At 61.3% G+C, this 19,115-nt stretch carries 16 protein-coding genes and 2 tRNA genes; 13 read left to right on the top strand and 5 right to left on the bottom strand.

All coding sequences use genetic code 11. The features are described from left to right. The first annotated feature begins 98 nt into the window (after positions 1-98). Positions 99-692, top strand: a complete 594-nt coding sequence (locus DQ397_RS24835; RefSeq protein ID WP_043209525.1) for a cold shock domain-containing protein — start codon at positions 99-101, stop codon at positions 690-692. Between the two features lie 48 nt (positions 693-740). Here the strand turns inward: DQ397_RS24835 and DQ397_RS20820 are convergent, their stop codons facing one another. Both DQ397_RS20820 and DQ397_RS20815 read right to left on the bottom strand, forming a co-directional pair. Then, the gene (locus DQ397_RS20820) at positions 741-947 is read right to left on the bottom strand and encodes a SlyX family protein (RefSeq protein WP_043209527.1); all 207 of its coding nucleotides are present in this window, start codon (positions 945-947) and stop codon (positions 741-743) included. Positions 948-951: 4 nt separating this feature from the next. Next, positions 952-1,371, bottom strand: coding sequence for an HIT domain-containing protein (locus tag DQ397_RS20815; RefSeq protein ID WP_043209529.1), 420 nt, complete (start codon positions 1,369-1,371; stop codon positions 952-954). A gap of 716 nt (positions 1,372-2,087) precedes the next feature. Between DQ397_RS20815 and DQ397_RS20810 the strand changes: the two genes are divergently transcribed. From DQ397_RS20810 to DQ397_RS20800, 3 genes are all read left to right on the top strand, one after another. Further along, positions 2,088-3,389, top strand: coding sequence for an OprD family porin (locus tag DQ397_RS20810; RefSeq protein WP_043209531.1), 1,302 nt, complete (start codon positions 2,088-2,090; stop codon positions 3,387-3,389). 162 nt (positions 3,390-3,551) lie between these two features. Continuing rightward, a complete protein-coding gene (locus DQ397_RS20805) occupies positions 3,552-5,267 on the top strand; it encodes a proline--tRNA ligase (RefSeq protein ID WP_043209534.1) in 1,716 nt (571 codons plus the stop codon). A gap of 18 nt (positions 5,268-5,285) precedes the next feature. After that, the gene (locus tag DQ397_RS20800) at positions 5,286-6,239 is read left to right on the top strand and encodes a hypothetical protein (protein ID WP_090346163.1); all 954 of its coding nucleotides are present in this window, start codon (positions 5,286-5,288) and stop codon (positions 6,237-6,239) included. 36 nt (positions 6,240-6,275) lie between these two features. Here the strand turns inward: DQ397_RS20800 and dinB are convergent, their stop codons facing one another. Next, the gene (dinB, locus tag DQ397_RS20795) at positions 6,276-7,334 is read right to left on the bottom strand and encodes a DNA polymerase IV (RefSeq protein WP_167358118.1); all 1,059 of its coding nucleotides are present in this window, start codon (positions 7,332-7,334) and stop codon (positions 6,276-6,278) included. A 221-nt stretch (positions 7,335-7,555) separates the two neighbouring features. On the opposite strand from dinB, the gene DQ397_RS20790 reads away from it, so the two are divergent. From DQ397_RS20790 to DQ397_RS20775, 4 genes are all read left to right on the top strand, one after another. Further along, positions 7,556-7,632: transfer RNA gene (locus tag DQ397_RS20790), tRNA-Met, on the top strand. 122 nt (positions 7,633-7,754) lie between these two features. Beyond that, positions 7,755-7,831: transfer RNA gene (locus tag DQ397_RS20785), tRNA-Met, on the top strand. Positions 7,832-8,062: 231 nt separating this feature from the next. Beyond that, on the top strand, positions 8,063-10,705 hold the full coding sequence (gene mprF, locus DQ397_RS20780) for a bifunctional lysylphosphatidylglycerol flippase/synthetase MprF (protein WP_043208727.1): 2,643 nt from the start codon (positions 8,063-8,065) through the stop codon (positions 10,703-10,705). Continuing rightward, positions 10,705-11,997, top strand: coding sequence for a virulence factor family protein (locus tag DQ397_RS20775; protein ID WP_043208729.1), 1,293 nt, complete (start codon positions 10,705-10,707; stop codon positions 11,995-11,997). The genes mprF and DQ397_RS20775 overlap by 1 nt, the downstream gene beginning before the upstream one ends. A gap of 75 nt (positions 11,998-12,072) precedes the next feature. Here the strand turns inward: DQ397_RS20775 and DQ397_RS20770 are convergent, their stop codons facing one another. Further along, positions 12,073-13,971: a potassium transporter Kup gene (locus DQ397_RS20770; protein WP_043208731.1), complete on the bottom strand. Its 1,899-nt coding sequence runs from the start codon at positions 13,969-13,971 to the stop codon at positions 12,073-12,075. 235 nt (positions 13,972-14,206) lie between these two features. On the opposite strand from DQ397_RS20770, the gene rimO reads away from it, so the two are divergent. The 5 genes from rimO to tsaA all read left to right on the top strand — a co-directional run bounded on the left by rimO (position 14,207) and on the right by tsaA (position 18,179). Further along, on the top strand, positions 14,207-15,538 hold the full coding sequence (rimO, locus tag DQ397_RS20765) for a 30S ribosomal protein S12 methylthiotransferase RimO (protein WP_043208732.1): 1,332 nt from the start codon (positions 14,207-14,209) through the stop codon (positions 15,536-15,538). A 91-nt stretch (positions 15,539-15,629) separates the two neighbouring features. After that, positions 15,630-16,088, top strand: coding sequence for a GNAT family N-acetyltransferase (locus tag DQ397_RS20760; RefSeq protein WP_043208735.1), 459 nt, complete (start codon positions 15,630-15,632; stop codon positions 16,086-16,088). A gap of 124 nt (positions 16,089-16,212) precedes the next feature. Then, on the top strand, positions 16,213-16,923 hold the full coding sequence (locus tag DQ397_RS20755; RefSeq protein WP_043208737.1) for an rRNA pseudouridine synthase: 711 nt from the start codon (positions 16,213-16,215) through the stop codon (positions 16,921-16,923). 93 nt (positions 16,924-17,016) lie between these two features. Further along, positions 17,017-17,478 (top strand): DUF1456 family protein, encoded by a 462-nt coding sequence (locus DQ397_RS20750; RefSeq protein ID WP_043208739.1) that lies wholly within the window; start codon positions 17,017-17,019, stop codon positions 17,476-17,478. 5 nt (positions 17,479-17,483) lie between these two features. Next, positions 17,484-18,179 (top strand): tRNA (N6-threonylcarbamoyladenosine(37)-N6)-methyltransferase TrmO, encoded by a 696-nt coding sequence (tsaA, locus tag DQ397_RS20745; protein WP_043208741.1) that lies wholly within the window; start codon positions 17,484-17,486, stop codon positions 18,177-18,179. A gap of 102 nt (positions 18,180-18,281) precedes the next feature. Here the strand turns inward: tsaA and fpr are convergent, their stop codons facing one another. After that, a complete protein-coding gene (gene fpr, locus DQ397_RS20740) occupies positions 18,282-19,061 on the bottom strand; it encodes a ferredoxin-NADP reductase (RefSeq protein ID WP_043208743.1) in 780 nt (259 codons plus the stop codon). Positions 19,062-19,115 lie beyond the last annotated feature (54 nt).

Below are 19,115 nucleotides of genomic sequence, written 5' to 3'. Positions count from 1 at the left end.
GGTGCATAGGCTGGCCAGTTGCGTGATCGCGCCTTGTATCTGCGCACCGCACGTCCAGCTCTTCCTGTGATCGGCCTTATCAATGTGAGCCCACTCAAATGTTCAAGATCGTCCATCTGGTGACGGGCGTAGCAGCTTTGCTGCTGTCGCTCATACCCAGCCTGAAAACCGATGCAACCCCGTTCCTAGAGCAACCTGAAGCCGTCTACCTGGCATTGCTCGGCCTGCTCAACCTGCTGTTGGCGCCTGCACTGCCGCTCTACTACAAAGGCGCCCGCCAGCAACTGCAATCGCTGGCGTGCGCCTTGTTGGTGCTGGCGGTGATCCTGCAGACCATCACCCTGCTGGCACGCCCGGAACTGGGCGACCTGCCAGCCCTGCTCTGCGCTACCCTGGCCGTAGCCTTGCACCTTGGCACAGGCTTCGCCCGCAGCTTCAAGAAGCCACGCGCTAACCAAGGCACCTCACAAGATGCGGGCAAACGTGATACCGGCACGGTGAAGTGGTTCAACACCTCCAAGGGCTTCGGCTTTATCTCCCGCGATTCGGGCGACGACATTTTCGTGCATTTCCGCGCGATCCGTGGCGAGGGCCACCGCGTTCTGGTCGAAGGCCAGCGCGTTGAGTTTTCGGTGATGCACCGCGACAAAGGCCTGCAGGCTGAAGACGTGGTCGCGGTTTCCCGCCGCTGACCGACAGACCCTGGCGCAGCGGATCCCTCCGCGCCAGGGTCACCCTCCTTAATAATGAGGCGGCGGCGCCTGCTCCCCCTCGCCACCGTACTGCCCCACCACTTCCTCGTAACGCTTGATCAATTCGGCCATCTGCAGCTGCAGGCGCTCGATCACCCGCCCCTGCTCGACCAGCACATCATTCAGCGCCTGAATGGTGTCGTCCTGAAACGCCTGACGGCTTTCCAGCTCGATGACTCGGGATTCCAACGACATAGCCTTAAACCTCCCGGAAGTCATCGTTCAACACCATCCGCAAACGCTGACGGATCGAGTCGATCTGGTCGGCGGTGTACTCGGTAGCAGGCACCCGCCCCCACACTGGCGCGGGCCAGGCCGCGTCGTCGCGTCGGCGCACGATCACGTGCATGTGCAGTTGGCTCACCACATTGCCCAAAGTCGCGACGTTGAGCTTGTCGGCAGCGAAGCTGTCCTTGAGTGTTTCGGCCAGGTAAGTGGTTTCCTTCCAGAGCTGCTGCTGGTCGGCTTCGTTCAACTGAAACAGTTCGCTGATATCGGCGCGCCGCGGCACCAGGATAAACCAGGGGTAATTGGCATCCTTGCTCAGCAACAAGCGACTCAATGGAAAATCTCCCAACACCAGGGAATCCTGCTGCAAACGCGAATCCAGAACGAACACGGCAATATCTCCTCAAGACGAAACGGCCCGGCCAGAGCGCGGGCGAGATGAGCGAAGGATACCTTGCTTCAACAGCGCCAGCATGAAATGCCACCGCAAGGGCTGTCTTTTTCGGCGAGCAGCACACTTGTACGCACAACCCGGTAACACTGCGCTACTTTTCGCACCAAAAAGGAGCCGACAGCGCAACACACCCCACTGCTTTGTGCGCGGCTTAACAGTTTTCGGTAACACGTTGACTTTTAAGGTAGCTTTTCGCCCACGAGCGTGGCCGCGATTTGGCACACCATCAGACGCTTTTCGCCCCGTATTTATGGACCTTTGCCATCCCTGCCAGAGGGACTGTGAAAAATTCATGAACAAATCGTGATTTTGAGCACGCTTGTTGCATTCCCATCCGACCAAGTCACGAGGCACCTCGGTGCACGAGACAATAAAAAAAGCGGCAGGGATACCCAGGTTGTTCCACCAGCCAGGTGTGTTTACAGAATTGTTACAGCGCTGGCGTTATACGCCCCGAAACTGGGCGTAATTTGCGACATGGAAATAGCCAAACGCGACATGTTGAAAAAGTTCCCTAAAGGTTGTTTTTTCAGTGTCGCCAAGAATAGTCAGCGTGATATACATTTTCGCCGACATAACAAGAAAGAGCTCGCCCTATAACTAAAAGAGCAGGGTGAAGCGGTACTTCCTAAAAACCAAAGGAGCAAATCACGATGCGCGTGATGAAGTGGAGCATGATCGCCCTGGCCGTTGCGGCAGGGACCTCGCAGTTGGCAGTGGCCTCTTCGCAGGACGAATCCAAGGGTTTCATTGAAGACAGCCAGCTGAACGTCAAGACCCGTATGCTGTATTTCAGCCGTGACTTCCGCAACGTGCCCAACGGCGCACAGAGCCGAGTTGAAGAAACCGGCCTGGGCTTCCTCGGCACATTCGAATCCGGTTTCACCCAAGGCACCGTCGGTGTCGGCGTCGACGCCATCGGCATGCTGGGTCTCAAGCTTGACAGCGGCCGTGGCCGAGCTGGTACTGGAGTCCTTCCTGTCGGCGATGATGGCCGCGCAGACGACGACTACTCCGAGGCTCATGGCGCGGTCAAAGTACGTATCTCCGACACCGTTCTGAAATATGGCGGCCAATTCACCGCAATGCCCGTATTCGCAACCGACGACAGCCGCCTGCTGCCAGAAGTTGCCGAAGGCTTCCTGCTGACCAGCAAGGAGATTGAAGGTCTCGAGCTGAATGCCGGCCACTTCACCCGCCTCAATGCCCAGGCACAGACTTACAAGGACAGCATCAACGGTCGCAACAGCGAGACCGGCCTTAAGAATCCAGGCCTGACCGAAGCTAACGTCATCGGTGGCACCTACGCCCTCACCGACAACGTTAGCACTAGCCTGTACTACTCGAAAGTCGAAGACTACTGGCGCAAATACTACGCCAACGTCAACTGGGCACTGCCAATCTCCGACAAGCAAGGCCTGGTCTTCGACTTCAACATCTATGACACCAAGAGCGATGGCGACCGCGCCCGCGCCTTCGATGATGACAAGCTCGACAACCGCGCATTCAGCCTGTCGGGCGCCTACAACATTGGCGCTCACACCTTCACCCTGGCCTACCAGAAGGTGTCCGGCGACGGTGACTACGCCTACGGCGTGGATGGCGGTGGCTCCATCTTCCTGGCCAACTCCGTGGCCCGCTCCGACTTCAACGCCGAAGACGAGAAGTCCTGGCAGGCTCGCTACGACCTGAACTTCGCCGAGTACGGCATTCCAGGCCTGACCTTCATGACCCGCTACGTGAAAGGTACCGGCGCCAACGTTGAGGGCACCAACAGCGGCAAGGAATGGGAACGCGACATCGATATCAAGTACGTGCTGCAAGAAGGCCCTGCCAAGGACCTGAGCTTCCGCGTACGCCAGGCCACCTACCGTTCCGCCGACGGCGTCTACTACGGTTCCCCGTCGATCGACGAACTGCGCCTGATCGTCGAGTACCCGCTGAGCATCCTGTAAGCCCCTGGCTTGCAATTGCCCCGCACCGAAAAAGCCCGGCGATCACGCCGGGCTTTTTCTTGGCTGACAAGCGCCCCGCCCTGGGGCATCCTGTACGCCTTCGCTCCGCCCCCGTACAATGCGGGGTCATTTCAACGTCTTAGGCAATCGACACGGCCCACCATGCGTACCAGTCAATATTTGCTCGCCACCCAGAAAGAAACCCCTGCCGATGCAGTGGTCATCAGCCACCAGCTCATGCTGCGCGCCGGCATGATCCGCAAGCTGGCCTCCGGCCTGTACACCTGGCTGCCGATGGGCCTGCGGGTGATGCGCAAGGTCGAAGCCGTGGTCCGCGAGGAAATGAACGCCGCTGGCGCCCTGGAAGTGCTGATGCCAAGCATCCAGCCCGCGGAGCTGTGGCAGGAATCCGGCCGCTGGGAGCAATACGGCCCTGAGCTGCTGCGCCTGAAGGACCGCCATGACCGCGACTTCTGCGTTGGCCCGACTCACGAAGAAGTCATCACCGACCTGGCACGCAACGAGCTGTCCAGCTATAAACAGCTGCCGCTGAACATGTACCAGATCCAGACCAAGTTCCGTGACGAGATCCGTCCGCGCTTCGGCCTGATGCGCGGTCGCGAGTTCATCATGAAGGACGCCTACTCCTTCCATGCCGACCAGGCTTCCCTGCAGGAAACCTACGACCGCATGCACCAGGCGTACACCAACATCTTTACCCGCCTGGGCCTGGACTTCCGTCCGGTGCAGGCAGATACCGGTTCCATCGGTGGCAGCTACTCCCATGAATTCCACGTTTTGGCCGAATCCGGCGAAGACGACGTGATTTTCAGCGACAGCTCCGACTACGCCGCCAACATCGAGAAGGCCGAGGCCATTCCACGCGAAACCGTGCGTCCAGCCCCCACTGAGGAGCTGCGCCTGGTAGACACCCCGAATGCCAAGACCATCGCTCAACTGGTCGAGAACTACGGCCTGCCGATCGAAAAGACCGTCAAGACCCTGATCGTGCGCGGCGCCGAAGAAGGCAAGCTGATCGCCCTGGTGGTCCGTGGCGACCATGAGCTGAACGAAATCAAGGCCGCCAAGCTCGAGCAGGTCGCCGACCCACTGGTCATGGCAACCGACGCTGAGCTGCGCGCCGCCATCGGTGCTGGCGCAGGCTCCCTGGGCCCGCTGAACCTGCCGCTCGAATGCATCATCGACCGCTCGGTCGCCCTGATGAGCGACTTCGGCATCGGCGCCAACATCGACGACAAACATTACTTCGGCGTCAACTGGGAACGTGACTTGCCGGTTCCTCAGGTCGCCGACCTGCGCAACGTGGTCGAGGGCGACCCAAGCCCGGACGGCCAGGGCACCCTGGTCATCAAGCGCGGGATCGAAGTCGGCCACATCTTCCAGCTCGGCACCAAGTACAGCGAGGCGCTCAAGTGCCAGGTACTGGGCGAGAGCGGCAAACCGGTAACCTTGTCCATGGGCTGCTACGGCATCGGCGTCTCCCGCGTGGTCGCCGCCGCTATCGAGCAGAGCTATGACGACAAGGGCATCATCTGGAACGATGCCCTGGCGCCCTTCCAGATCGCCCTGGTACCGCTGCGTTATGAAACCGACGCCGTTCGCGAAGCGACCGACAAGCTGTACGCTGAACTGACTGCCGCCGGTTTCGAAGTGCTGCTGGACGATCGCGACAAGAAGACCAGCCCCGGCATCAAGTTCGCTGACATGGAACTGATCGGCATCCCTCACCGCATCGTGGTCAGCGACCGCGGCCTGGCCGAGGGCAACCTGGAGTACAAGCACCGTACCGAGCAAGAAGCCCAGCCTCTGCCGCTCAACGAAGTGCTGACCTTCCTGCAAGCCCGCATCCGTCGCTGATAGCCCACCGCACGAGTGATCATGTCCAGAAGCACCTTTACCCTGGGGGGCGCCGCACTGTGCGGCGCCCTGCTCGTCAGCGGCTGCGCCAACCAGATGTCCCAACGCAGCGAGCATGAGGAGCGCGCCGAGCGCAAGCTGCTCGAACATACCCTGCAAATCGACGTGGGCGAGCCCAAGGTGATGGAGCTTCCCCAGCGGCGCGTACGTATTCATGAACAGAAGCGCTTCGAAGTTACCGAGTTCGAAGTCACTCGCCGTTACGACCGCTACACGCCTTACCAACCCTGGCGAGAGATCTATGAGATCCCCCTGGGCGCGGTTGCCGTGGTGGCCGGTGTCGGCGCCAACGTGGTCAACGTGTTCGCCCTGGGCAATCTACCGGAAAGCATCACTCACGATTGGCTCAGTTACGGCCTGGCTGGGCTCAACCCGTTCATGAACGTGCCGTCCAATGGTCGCGCGCAGCAGAACCTGGCTGGGATCAGCGAAGTGCAGAAGGACAAGCGCGAGGAGTACACCAGCCTGCCCTGGAGCGAACGCCTGGTCGAAGTCAAGGCTGGCAAACTGACCCACGAGCTGACCACCGACCATAACGGCGTACTTCGCCTGAACCTGCTCGACAGCCCGTTCTCCGAGCAGAACCTCAATCACATCGGCACCCTGCACCTGCATGTAGCCGACGAGGACAATGGTGTGCGCGGCGATGCCAGCCTGCTGGTCAGCAGCAATTTGCGTGGCAAGCTGCTCGAAGCCCACGAGCTGATCTTCGATGACCTCGAGGGCGACGATGTCGGCCAATGGGTGCATCGGGTCAAGCGCCTGTCGGAGCTGGGCTTGGAAGAAGAAGCCAGCGAGCTGGAGCAAAGCCTGATCGAGTTGACCCGCAATGATCCGGAGCTGCAACGGGACTTCCTGCAAGCACTGACCAAGGACACCGGGCGACTGGTTGCCGACCCTGGAATACAGTAAACCCGCCGGGGCTGCCTAGCGGCCCCTCCCCTTCACTCACTGCGGCGGGAAGAGCTCCAACTGCTCATGCGCCCCACGCAGATCTCGCAATCGAACTCCCACGCCTAATAACCGTACTGGCTTGCCACCCCGGGCAAACGCCTGGCTGAGCAACTGTCGGTAGCTCTCCAGATCACGACCGGCTCCAGCCTGTTCTAGGGTCGTCTGGCTGAAGTCGTGAAATTTTACCTTCACGAACGGTTTGTCCGGCCGGTAACTGTTATCCATGCGCGCAATGCGCGCGTTCAGGCTCTCGAGCAGCTCGGGCAGTTTCTGCAGGCAACTCGCCAGGTCCGGCAAGTCGGTATCGTAGGTATTTTCGACACTTACAGATTGACGCCGGCTGTCATTTTGTACGATTCGTTCATCTATACCCCGCGCCAGCCCCCATAACCGCTCACCAAAACTGCCGAACTCCCGCACCAAAGCCAAGCGCGACCACTCGCGCAGCTCCAGACACGTTTCGATACCCAGGCGTGCCAGTTTGTCCGCCGTGACCTTGCCCACGCCGTGCAGCCTTGCGACCGGCAAGGCTGCTACGAATGCTTCCACCTGGTCGGGGGTTATCACGAACAAACCATTGGGCTTGCGCCAGTCGCTGGCGATCTTGGCCAAGAACTTGTTCGGCGCCACGCCAGCCGAAACCGTGATGTGCAGCGTCCGAGCGACCCGCTTGCGAATGTCTTCAGCAATACGCGTGGCGCTGCCGGCGAACCATTGGCTGTCGCTGACATCCAGATAGGCCTCGTCCAGCGACAGCGGCTCGATCAAGTCGGTGTAGTCACGAAAAATGGCGTGGATTTCCCGAGAGGCCTCGCGATAAGCCTCAAAGCGCGGCTTGACGATCAACAGGTCTGGACAGAGCTTGAGCGCATGACGCGAAGACATGGCCGAGCGCACACCATAGGCACGCGCCTCATAATTGCAGGTCGCGATCACCCCGCGCTGCTCAGGCGCCCCGCCCACGGCCATCGGGCGCCCTGCCAAACGCGGGTCGTCGCGCATTTCGATTGCGGCATAGAAACAATCGCAGTCGATGTGGATGATCTTGCGCAAGGACATGGATGACCGTCAGCACTGTAAATTCATACAGATACTACCGGTGCGTCGCCATGTGTTCCAGAGCCGGCCTGTCGGAAAGCCTTCCAATCCGATGCAAGCCCCGTCATTGCTGAGCTGCAGCCCTTATTCAAACGCTAAGAGATTGAACAAAAAAGGGTTTTTCCGAAATAGCGCTTGACATGGCAGAGGATTTCCGTAGAATTCGATCTCACAGGCGCGGGATGGAGCAGCCTGGTAGCTCGTCGGGCTCATAACCCGAAGGTCGTCGGTTCAAATCCGGCTCCCGCAACCAGATTCAGAAAAAGGCCACTGTCGATACAGTGGCCTTTTTTCTTGTCTTAAAAAAAATCTACGACAAATCAAAGAGTAATGCTTGACAGCTACTCGGAATTCCGTAGAATGCGCATCCACTGACGCGGGATGGAGCAGCCTGGTAGCTCGTCGGGCTCATAACCCGAAGGTCGTCGGTTCAAATCCGGCTCCCGCAACCATATTCGTCAGAACAAACCCCGCCTGCTAACGCAGCGCGGGGTTTGTTGCTTTTGGCCCCGTGAATACTTCCCCACTTCGCCTCAAGTGGGGCTCGCCGGATGAACTATCTTTAACCCTGCCAAACCGCTTAAAGCGGGCCGGGCAGGAGTAATATCTGGATACGTTTTCCGAAGGGACTTTCACTTGGCCGCACCTCTGCCCAACCTCGCGCTCCTGGCCCGAGGTTATCCATGATTTCACACGACTCCGAACCTCAGGAGCCTCTCGCCACCGCGCTTCCCAACGCCGCCCGCCGCCTGCCCTGGCTGGAGCGGCTGAGCCGTTATCGCCAACCCTTGGGGCTGGCCTTGACGTTGCTGCTGTTCAGCATGGCCTTGATCGCCTGCCGGCACTTGCTGAGCGAACTGGACATTTATGCCCTTCACGACGCCATGCTCAGCGTGCCGACACGATCTTTGGCGGGCGCCTTGCTGGCGACCGTCGTGGGCTTTGTGACTTTGCTGGGCTATGAATGGTCCGCCAGCCGTTACGCTGCAGTGCAGCTACCGGCCCGCACATTGGCGCTGGGCGGGTTCAGCGCCTTTGCCATTGGTAACGCGGTCGGGCTGTCGATCCTGTCCGGTGGCTCGGTACGTTATCGCCTGTATGCGCGGCATGGGCTAGGCGCCGCTGAAATCGCACGGATGACCGTGTTCGCCAGCCTATCCCTAGGCTGCGCCCTGCCCCCTCTGGCAGCGCTGGCGACATTGAGCAACCTGCAAGGTGCCGCCACCGCCCTGCGCCTGCCTGCCCCATTGCTGGCCAGTATCGCCGTGGCAGTGCTGGCGCTGACGGCCGTATTGGTAATCGGCCTCTATCGCCGCCGCCTGGACGAGCAACCGCTGGCCGATAGCCTGGTGGTGCAGTTTGGACGGCGCACCCTGCGACTACCAGGCGCCCGCTTGGCCGCCCTGCAGTTGTTGATCACCGCCCTAGACGTCGTCGCCGCCGCTACCGTGCTTTACCTGCTGCTACCCGAAGCTCCGCCTTTCGGCGCCTTCGTCCTGGTCTACCTGCTCGCCCTGGCCGCCGGTGTACTCAGCCATGTGCCAGGTGGCGTGGGGGTGTTCGAAGCCATTCTCCTGGCCGCCTTCGCCAATCAGCTGGGCGCCGCGCCACTGGCAGCTGCCTTACTGTTGTATCGCCTGATCTATGTGGTCCTGCCTTTGCTAGTGGCCTGTGTGCTGCTGTTGGCGAGCGAAGCCCGCCGTCTACTGTTCGCCCGCCAAGCGATCAATGCAGCCGCCGGGCTTGCAGCGCCGGTGCTGGCAATCCTGGTGTTTCTGTCAGGCGTCGTGCTGTTGTTCTCCGGGGCCACGCCCGAGATCGACACGCGCCTTGAGCACATGGGCTTTCTGGTGCCCCATCGCCTGATCGACGCTTCGCATTTTGGCGCGAGCCTCATCGGGGTGCTGTGCCTGCTGCTGGCTCAAGGGTTACGCCGGCGACTGTCGGCCGCCTGGCTGCTGACCACCGTCCTGCTGCTGGTAGGCGCACTGCTGTCGTTGCTCAAGGGCTTCGATTGGGAAGAGGCCAGCGTGCTGATCTTCACAGTGGCGCTGCTGACCTTGTTCCGTCGCTCGTTCTATCGCCCAAGCCGGTTGCTGGAGCTGCCCTTCTCGCCGGTGTACCTGGTGGCAAGCGTTTGTGTGGTCGGCGCCTCGGTCTGGCTGCTGCTGTTCGCCTACCAGGATGTGCCCTACAGCCACGAACTGTGGTGGCAGTTCACCCTCGATGCCGACGCACCACGTGGCCTGCGCGCCGCCATGGGCAGTGCAGTGCTGTTAGTGGTCGTCGCGCTGACTTGGCTGCTGCGCACTGCACGGCCCGTGATTCACTTGCCCAACGATGAGGAACTGCAACAGGCCAAGGGCATTCTGATGGCCTCCGACCAACCCGACGGTGGCCTGGCACTCACCGGCGACAAAGCCTTGCTGTTCCACCCCAACCACAAGGCCTTCCTTATGTATGCCCGTCGCGGCCGCAGCCTGGTCGCCCTGTACGACCCGATCGGCCCCGCCCAGGAGCGCGCCGAGATGATCTGGCAATTCCGTGACCTCTGCGATCTGCACCACGCCCGCCCAGTGTTCTATCAAGTCCGCGCGGAGAATCTGCCGTTCTACATGGATATCGGCCTGACGGCACTCAAGCTCGGCGAAGAAGCGCGGGTCGATCTGCGCCGTTTTGACCTCGAAGCCAAGGGCAAGGAGATGAAAGACCTGCGCTATACCTGGAACCGCGGCGGCCGTGACGGGCTGACGCTGGAGATCCATGAGCCAGGCGATGCCCCGCTCGAGGCACTCAAGGCAATTTCCGACGCCTGGCTCGGTGGCAAGAACGTACGTGAAAAAGGCTTTTCCCTCGGTCGCTTCAGCCCCGAGTACCTGCAGCATTTCCGTATCGCGTTGATCCGCTTTCAAGGCCTACCGGTGGCCTTTGCCAACCTGCTCGAAACCCAGAGCAAAGAGCTGGCGAGCCTGGACCTGATGCGTGCCCATCCGCAAGCCCCCAAGCTGACCATGGAATTCATGATGATCGGTTTGATCCTGCACTACAAAAACCACGACTACGCTCGCTTCAGCCTCGGGATGGTCCCGCTCTCCGGCCTTCAGCCCCGACGTGGCGCCCCCCTGACCCAACGCCTGGGTTCGATGGTGTTCCAGCGCGGCGAGCAGCTGTACAACTTCCAGGGGCTACGTCGCTTCAAGGACAAGTTCCAACCGGATTGGGAACCCCGCTACATGGCTGTGCCGGCCGGGCTCGACCCGTTGGTGGCATTGGCCGATACCGCCGCCCTGATCGCAGGCGGCTTGACTGGATTGGTGAAACGTTGATGATCCGACGCTATTGGCTTTACCTGACCGGCGCCCTGCTCCTGGCCTTGCTGGCCGGTGCCGCGGCCTTCTGGCTGTGGACCCGCCCAGCGCCCGAGGCCCGCCTGGAACACCTGACCCTGGGCGATGGCAGCAGCCTGGTCCGCGCCATACCAGGCGTACACGCCAAGGCCCACGTGGCCATTGCCGTGCCCCAGGACCAGGCGCTCAGCGACAAACAATTGCTGGACCTGAGCCAGGCCGGCGAGGCCCAGCTGGTCCAGGTGCTTCTGCCGCCTGGCGACTGCGTCAAGCAGCAGCGCGCACTCGACCAGGCCATGGGCGAGCTGGCCGCACCGCCGAACTTGGTGGCTGGAATCGGCCCTGGCGCTGCGCAGGCCTGGCGATGGCTGGCCACCCAGAGCGATGACAAGGCCCGCGCCATCTCCGTGGACTTCACCCTCGAACAGCCCGGTTGCCAGCCCCTGCCCAAATCCGCCGCCCACGGCCATTGGAACGTAGCGTGGAATGACAACCCCGACGATGCCAGTGCCGCATTCGTGCGCGACCAGGCGAACGCCGAGACGAGCATCTCCGACTACGACATTCACCTGCCCCAGGTGCTCAAAGCTCAACTGACCCAGGCCCTGATCGGCAAGGACGGCAATGCACTGAGCATTCCGGTAGTTGAGGTCCCCGCCGGGCAGACCACCGACACCGTCACCCTGTTCCTCTCCGGGGATGGCGGCTGGCGTGACCTGGACCGCGACGTCGCCGGCGAAATGGCCAAGCTCGGTTATCCGGTCGTAGGGATCGATACGCTGCGCTACTACTGGCAGCACAAGACGCCGGAACAGAGCGCCGCCGACCTCTCTGAGCTGATGCAACACTATCGCCAGAAATGGGGCACCAAGCGCTTCGTGCTCACCGGCTACTCCTTCGGCGCCGACGTGCTGCCGGCGATCTACAACCGCCTGCCGGATGAAGACAAACAGCGGATCGATGCCGTGATCTTGCTGGCGTTTGCCCGCAGCGGCAGCTTCGAGATCGAGGTCGAGGGCTGGTTGGGCAAGGAAGGTCAGGAAGCCCCGACCGGCCCGGAAATGGCCAAGCTGCCAGCGCCCAAGGTGGTGTGCGTCTATGGTGTCGAGGAGACCGATGAAAGTGGGTGCACCGACAAGACCGCAGTCGGTGAACGCCTGAAGCTGCCTGGCGGGCATCATTTCGACGAGAACTATCCAGCCCTGGCCAAGCGCCTGATCAGCGAGATCGAGACGCGCCAGGGGAAGTCCAGCGTGGCGGAACAGAACTGAAATAAGCCTGCGGGCCGCCTCGGACGGCTGATCACGGGGTTGCCCTGCGATCAGCTGTCCGAATGCCCCTGGGAATCAGATCTCGACCTGCGTTCCCAATTCGATCACCCGGTTCAGCGGCAGGTTGAAGAACCGAAGATTACCGTTGGCATTCTTGAGCAGGAACGCGAACAGGTTGCCACGCCAGCGCGCCATGCCCTCCAGGCGCGAGGCGATCACTGTCTCGCGGCTGAGGAAGTAGGTGGTACGCATCGGGCTGAAATCGAGTCCGTCCAGGTGGCACAGCTTCAGCGCCGCCGGCACGTCCGGTTCATCCATGAAGCCAAAGTGCAGCAGAACGCGGAAGAACCCATCACCATAGGCCTCCACTTCAAAGCGCTCGTGCTCCGGCACCCGCGGCCGGTCCTCACTGACCACCGTCAACAGCACCACCTGGCTGTGCAGCACCTGGTTATGCAGCATGTTGTGCAACAGCGCATGAGGCACAGCGTCTGCCCGCGCAGTGAGAAACACCGCCGTGCCCTCGACGCGATGTGGCGGCTGTACGCGGATACTGCTGATGAACACGGGCAACGGCAGGGCTCCCTCGTCGATACGGTCCACCAGAATCTGTTTACCGCGCTTCCAGGTACTCATCAGTACGAACAGCACGATCCCCGCCAGCACAGGGAACGCGCCGCCCTGCACGATCTTCGGCACGTTGGCGGCGAAGAACAATCCATCGACAAACAGGAAACCCAACAGAATCGGCACCGCCAGCACCGGTGGCCACTTCCACAGCAGCAGCATCACTGCCGACACCAGGATGGTGGTCATCAACATGGTGCCGGTCACCGCAACGCCATAGGCTGCGGCCAATGCGCCCGACGACTCGAAGCCGATCACCAGCAACACGACGCCGACCATCAAGGTCCAGTTCACCGCACTGATGTAGATCTGCCCTTGCTCGTCGCTCGAAGTGTGCTGGATCTGCATCCGCGGGATGTAGCCAAGCTGGATGGCCTGGCGGGTCAGGGAAAAGGCCCCGGAAATCACCGCCTGGGAAGCGATGACCGTCGCCAGCGTGGCCAGCCCCACCAGCGGCAACAGTGCCCAGCCCGGCGCCAGCAGGTAGAAGGGGTTGCGCGCCGCTTCCGGGTTTTGCAGCAGCATCGCGCCCTGTCCGAAATAGTTGAGTACCAAGGCCGGCAGCACCAGTGCGAACCAGGCCCGAGCAATCGGTTTGCGGCCAAAATGCCCCATGTCGGCATACAGCGCCTCGGCACCGGTCAGCGCCAGTACCACCGCCCCGAGGATCGCCACGCCCATGCCCGGGTGAACAATGAAGAAGTTCAGCGCCCAGCCCGGATTGAACGCCTTGAGCACTTCCGGGCTCTGCGCGATGCCATGCACCCCGAGCGCCCCCAGCACCACGAACCAAGTGACCATGATCGGCCCGAACAGCTTGCCGATTTTCTCGGTGCCATGCTTCTGCACCAGGAACAATGCCACCAGCACCACCAGCGACACCGGCACCACCCAATGATCGATTCCGTCGAAGGCAAGCCCCATGCCCTCAACCGCCGAAAGCACCGACACCGCCGGGGTGATCATGCTGTCACCGTAGAACAACGAGGCACCGACCAGACCGCAACCGACCATTAGCGCCCTGAGCTTCGGGTAATTGGCCGTCGCCCGGCGCGCCAGTGCGGTCAATGCCATCGTGCCGCCTTCCCCCTGGTTATCGGCACGCAGGATGAACATCACATACTTGAACGAAACCACCCACAACAGCGACCACAGAATCAGCGACAGGATGCCCAGCACGCCATCATGGTTGACCTGTACCCCATACCCCCCGGTGAAGACCTCTTTGAGGGTGTACAGCGGGCTGGTACCGATATCGCCATACACCACCCCAACAGCTGCTACGAGCAGGCCCAGCGAGCGTGTCGCCCCCTGCCCACCTTCGGCGTGACTGCTTGCCTGAACCATCGACCACTCCCGCAGAAGGCCTTCTAGACCCATTTGAGTTGCACCCGCGCCGAGCCATCCCGAATGCCCCCGCGCAACGGCGCGAAGCATAGCGCAGCGTTCGTCGTATTTCTGCTGGTAAAGCGACCTTGCGCTCGCTAGAATTGCGCACTTTTTGATCAGAGGCGCCAAAAGCGCCCATCAGTATCGCCCCCGTCAGCGGCTGGGCGATCTGTCTTCAATACCGAGGTTAGCCATGTCCACCACTCCCGCCACCCCGAAGGTCGGTTTCGTCAGCCTGGGTTGCCCCAAGGCTCTCGTTGACTCCGAGCGCATCCTGACCCAGCTGCGCATGGAAGGCTATGAAGTCGTGCCTACCTACGAGGACGCCGACGTGGTGGTGGTCAACACCTGCGGCTTCATCGACAGCGCCAAGGCCGAGTCCCTGGAGGTGATCGGCGAGGCGATCAAGGAAAACGGCAAGGTCATCGTCACCGGTTGCATGGGTGTCGAGGAAGGCAATATCCGCGACGTGCACCCGAGCGTGCTGTCGGTCAGCGGCCCGCAACAGTACGAGCAGGTAGTCAATGCCGTACACGAAGTGGTTCCACCGCGTCAGGACCACAACCCGCTGATCGATCTGGTCCCGCCCCAAGGCGTCAAGCTGACCCCACGTCACTACGCCTACCTGAAGATTTCCGAAGGCTGCAACCACAGCTGCAGCTTCTGCATCATCCCGTCGATGCGCGGCAAATTGGTTAGCCGCCCGGTCGGCGAAGTGCTGAGCGAGGCCGAGCGCCTGGTCAAGGCTGGTGTCAAGGAAATCCTGGTGATCTCTCAGGACACCAGCGCCTACGGTGTGGACGTCAAATACAAGACCGATTTCTGGAACGGTCGCCCGGTCAAGACCCGCATGCTCGAGTTGTGCGAGGCCCTGAGCAGCCTCGGTGCCTGGGTGCGCCTGCATTATGTCTACCCATACCCGAACGTCGACGACGTGATCCCCCTGATGGCCGCCGGCAAGATCCTGCCGTACCTGGACATTCCCTTCCAGCACGCCAGCCCCAAAGTGCTCAAGGCCATGAAGCGTCCGGCCTTCGAAGACCGTACCCTGGCCCGCATCAAGAGCTGGCGCGAGCAGTGCCCTGAGCTGGTGATCCGCTCCACCTTCATCGTCGGCTTCCCCGGTGAAACCGAAGAAGACTTCCAATACCTGCTCGACTGGCTGACCGAAGCCCAGCTCGATCGCGTCGGCTGCTTCCAGTACTCGCCGGTCGAAGGCGCCCCGGCCAACGATCTGGGCCTGGAAGAAGTCCCGGACGAAATCAAGCAGGAGCGCTGGGACCGCTTCATGGCGCACCAGCAGGCCATCAGCGCCGCACGCCTGCAACTGCGCATCGGCAAGGAAATCGACGTGCTGATCGACGAAGTCGAGGAGCAGGGCTCGGTTGGCCGCAGCTTCTTCGATGCCCCGGAAATCGACGGCAGCGTGTTCATCGATGGCGATCATGGCTTCAAGCCAGGCGACAAGGTGCGCTGCCGCATCGTCGATGCCGACGAATACGACATGTGGGCAGAACCGATCTGAGCCTCCTCAGGTCAGCCCCGATCAAGCCCCGCCACTGGCGGGGCTTTTTTTTGCATCTATGTTTTCCTCAGGACCCAGCAGGAGCAATGCGATGCAACCGGCACTGACGCTTCAAACGCCAAATGTGAGCGACTACCCGGAACTGGTGCGGATCTGGGAGGCCTCGGTGCGCGCCACCCACGACTTCATGCCCGATGCCTATATCGTGCTGCTGCGCGAACATGTGCTACGCCGTTATCTGGACGCCGTGATGCTGGTCTGCTGCAGGGACAGCACCAGGCGCATTCTTGGTTTTGCCGGCGTCGCCAATGGCCGGGTGGACATGCTCTTCGTCGCCCCTGAATACCGTGGCCAGGGCATCGGCAAACGGCTGTTGCGCTATGCCGTCGACGAACTCAATGCCGAACGCCTGGATGTCAACGAGCAAAACCCGCAGGCGCTGGGGTTCTACCTGCACGAAGGGTTCGAAGTCACTGGGCGTTCGGATACCGATGGACTAGGTCAGCCCTATCCCTTACTGCACATGACCCTGATTCGCACAGGTTCTTGAGCTTTGGATGCAGGATGCCGTACGCCCCTCCTGAAATGGCGTAAATGACATAGATTCCCAGCCCCAAGATCGTCCAGAGAGGTACAATGGCGGCCTTCCCTGCCTCATTTTGCGAATTGCCTTCATGTCAGAACCCCTGCGCCTCTCCAAACGCCTCATCGAGCAACTTGGTTGCTCCCGCCGCGAGGCCGAGCTGTACATCGAGGGCGGCTGGGTCACGGTGGATGGCGTCGTGGTCGAGCAACCCCACTACAAGGTCGGGGCCGAGCAGGTTGCACTGCTTCCGGGAGCACGCGCCGAGCAACTACCACCGGTCACGCTCCTGCTCAATCAAACGGCTGGTCAGGACGCCGAGAGCGGTCGCAGCAGCATGACCATGGCTACCCTCAGCGAAGCCCATCCGCCTTCGGTGCGCCCGCTGCATGGTCACTTCGCCAGGTTGTCCTGTGTCGCGCCTCTGGAACCCGGCGCAACCGGTATGCAGCTGTACACCCAGGACTGGCGAGTCACCCGCAAGCTCGAGGCCGATCTTCATCGGATGGAGCAGGAGTACATCGTCCAGGTCGAAGGCCAGGCGTCGGCAGAGGCCTTGCAGCGCCTTGCCCGTGGCATCACCCGCAGCGGTCAGGAACTGCCCAAGGCCAAGGCCAGTTGGCAGAACGAAAGCCATCTGCGCCTAGCCCTGAAGAACCCGCGGCCCGGGCAGATCGGCGCCTTGTGCGCCGCCCTTGGACTCAAGGTGCTGGGTATGCGCCGTATCCGCCTGGGCGGGGTGTCCATGGGCAAGCTGCCCGCCGGGCAGTGGCGCTACCTGGCGACCAACGAACGCTTCTAGGCCCTGTACGCAATGTATCCGCACCGGGCCACACTGCCCCTAGCATTATCGCCACGCCACTGCTGGCGTGGCGCCTGAACAGGATTTGTCACCATGAACCACAACGATGTCCTGCGCAGCCTGCGCTACATGCTCAAGGTCAGCGATGCCCAAATGGCCGAGATCATTGGGCTGACCGGCCTCGAAGTTTCTCCCGAAGCGGTCGCCACCTACTTGAAGAAAGAAGATGAAGCCGGCTACGTGCGTTGCCCGGAACGGGTCATGGCGCATTTTCTCGACGGGTTGGTGATTCACCGTCGAGGCCGCGATGACAGCCGCCCGGCGCAACCGATCGAAGTCCCGGTGAGCAATAACACCATCCTCAAGAAGTTGCGCGTGGCCTTCGAACTCAAGGAGGAAGACCTGCACGTGATTCTGAAGTCGGTCAACTTCCCAGTGTCCAAACCCGAACTCAGCGCGCTGTTCCGCAAGGTCGGCCATGACAACTACCGACCTTGTGGCGACCAGCTGCTGCGTAACTTTCTCAAGGGCCTGACCCTGCGTGTGCGTGGCTGAGCACGATGCAACACACGGTCTCACCGGTTGGCATCGTCCGCTCATGCTTCAAGGAGAAGTTCGCCATACCTCGCCAGCCGCAGCTTGCGCCCGCCGCACGTGGCGTGCTGGAACTGCTGCCCCCGTTCGACCAGGGTGATGCCGTCGCCGGGCTCGAACAGGTCAGCCATGTCTGGCTGTTGTTCCTGTTCCACCAGGCCCTGGAAGACAAGCCCCGCCTGAAGGTGCGCCCGCCGCGCCTAGGGGGCAACAAGAGCATGGGCGTGTTCGCCACCCGCGCCACCCACAGACCCAATGGTATCGGCCAGTCAGTGGTGCGCCTGGAGGGTGTCGAGGCAGGTCGTCTGCTGCTGTCGGGGATCGACCTGCTCGACGGGACGCCGGTACTGGACATCAAGCCTTATGTGCCCTACGCCGACTGCATCGATGATGCAACCAACCAGATGGCCAGCGATGCGCCTGAACCTATTGCCGTGACCTGGAGCGAGGCCGCCCTACCCCAGGCCCATACACATGCCTTGCGTCTTCGAGAGCCATTGGTCGAGCTGATCGAGCAGTGCCTGGCGCAGGACCCACGCCCGGCTTACCAGGTACCGCCAGCTGATCGGGTGTATGGGGTGAAGTTCTGGGATGTCCAGGTGCGCTGGCACTACCCGAAGCCAGACCAGATCCGTGTTCTGGAAGTCGTACCGGACGCTTAAGCCTTTCGGAAAATTCCCGGCGGTGCAGCCGCCGGCAGTACCCTTTTCCGGACATAAAAAAACGCAGGCCATGGCCTGCGTTTTTGCGTTGTGCGATTCGTCTTACTTTTCGACGAAAGCACGCTCGATCAGGTAGTCACCTGGCTCACGCATGCGTGGGGAGATCTTCAGACCGAAGCTGTCGAGAACCTCGGCGGTTTCGTCGAGCATGCTCGGGCTACCACAGATCATGGCGCGGTCGTCTTGTGGGTTGATCGGCGGCAGGCCGATGTCGCTGAACAGCTTGCCGCTGCGCATCAGGTCGGTCAGACGGCCCTGATTTTCGAACGGCTCGCGGGTCACGGTCGGGTAGTAGATCAGCTTGTCGCGAACTGCCTCGCCGAAGAACTCGTTCTGTGGCAAGTGCTCGGTGATGAACTCACGGTAGGCGACTTCGTTGACGTAGCGCACGCCGTGAACCAGGATCACTTTTTCGAAGCGCTCGTAGGTTTCCGGATCCTGGATGACGCTCATGAACGGCGCCAGACCGGTGCCGGTGCTCAGCAGGTAAAGGTGCTTGCCCGGGTTCAGGTCGTCGAGCACCAGGGTACCGGTGGGCTTCTTGCTGATGATGATCTCGTCACCTTCCTTCAAGTGCTGCAGCTGGGAGGTCAGCGGGCCATCCGGCACCTTGATGCTGAAGAACTCTAGGTGCTCTTCCCAGTTAGGCGAAGCGATGGAATAGGCGCGCATGAGCGGACGGCCGTTGTCCTGTTGCAGGCCGATCATCACGAACTGACCGTTCTCGAAGCGCAGGCCCGGATCACGGGTGCACTTGAAGCTGAACAGAGTGTCGTTCCAGTGGTGCACACTGAGGACACGTTCGTGGTTCATGTTGCTCATCGATGGGGCTCCTGAAGAAAGACGCGGCGCGGACCTAGCGCACTATTGCGCGAT

It is taken from the genome of Pseudomonas sp. CK-NBRI-02 (assembly GCF_008124495.1).
In the GTDB taxonomy this organism is placed as follows: domain Bacteria; phylum Pseudomonadota; class Gammaproteobacteria; order Pseudomonadales; family Pseudomonadaceae; genus Aquipseudomonas; species Aquipseudomonas guariconensis.
The sequence above is the reverse complement of the archived record's forward strand: the minus strand, read 5'-3'. Positions and strand labels throughout refer to the sequence as shown.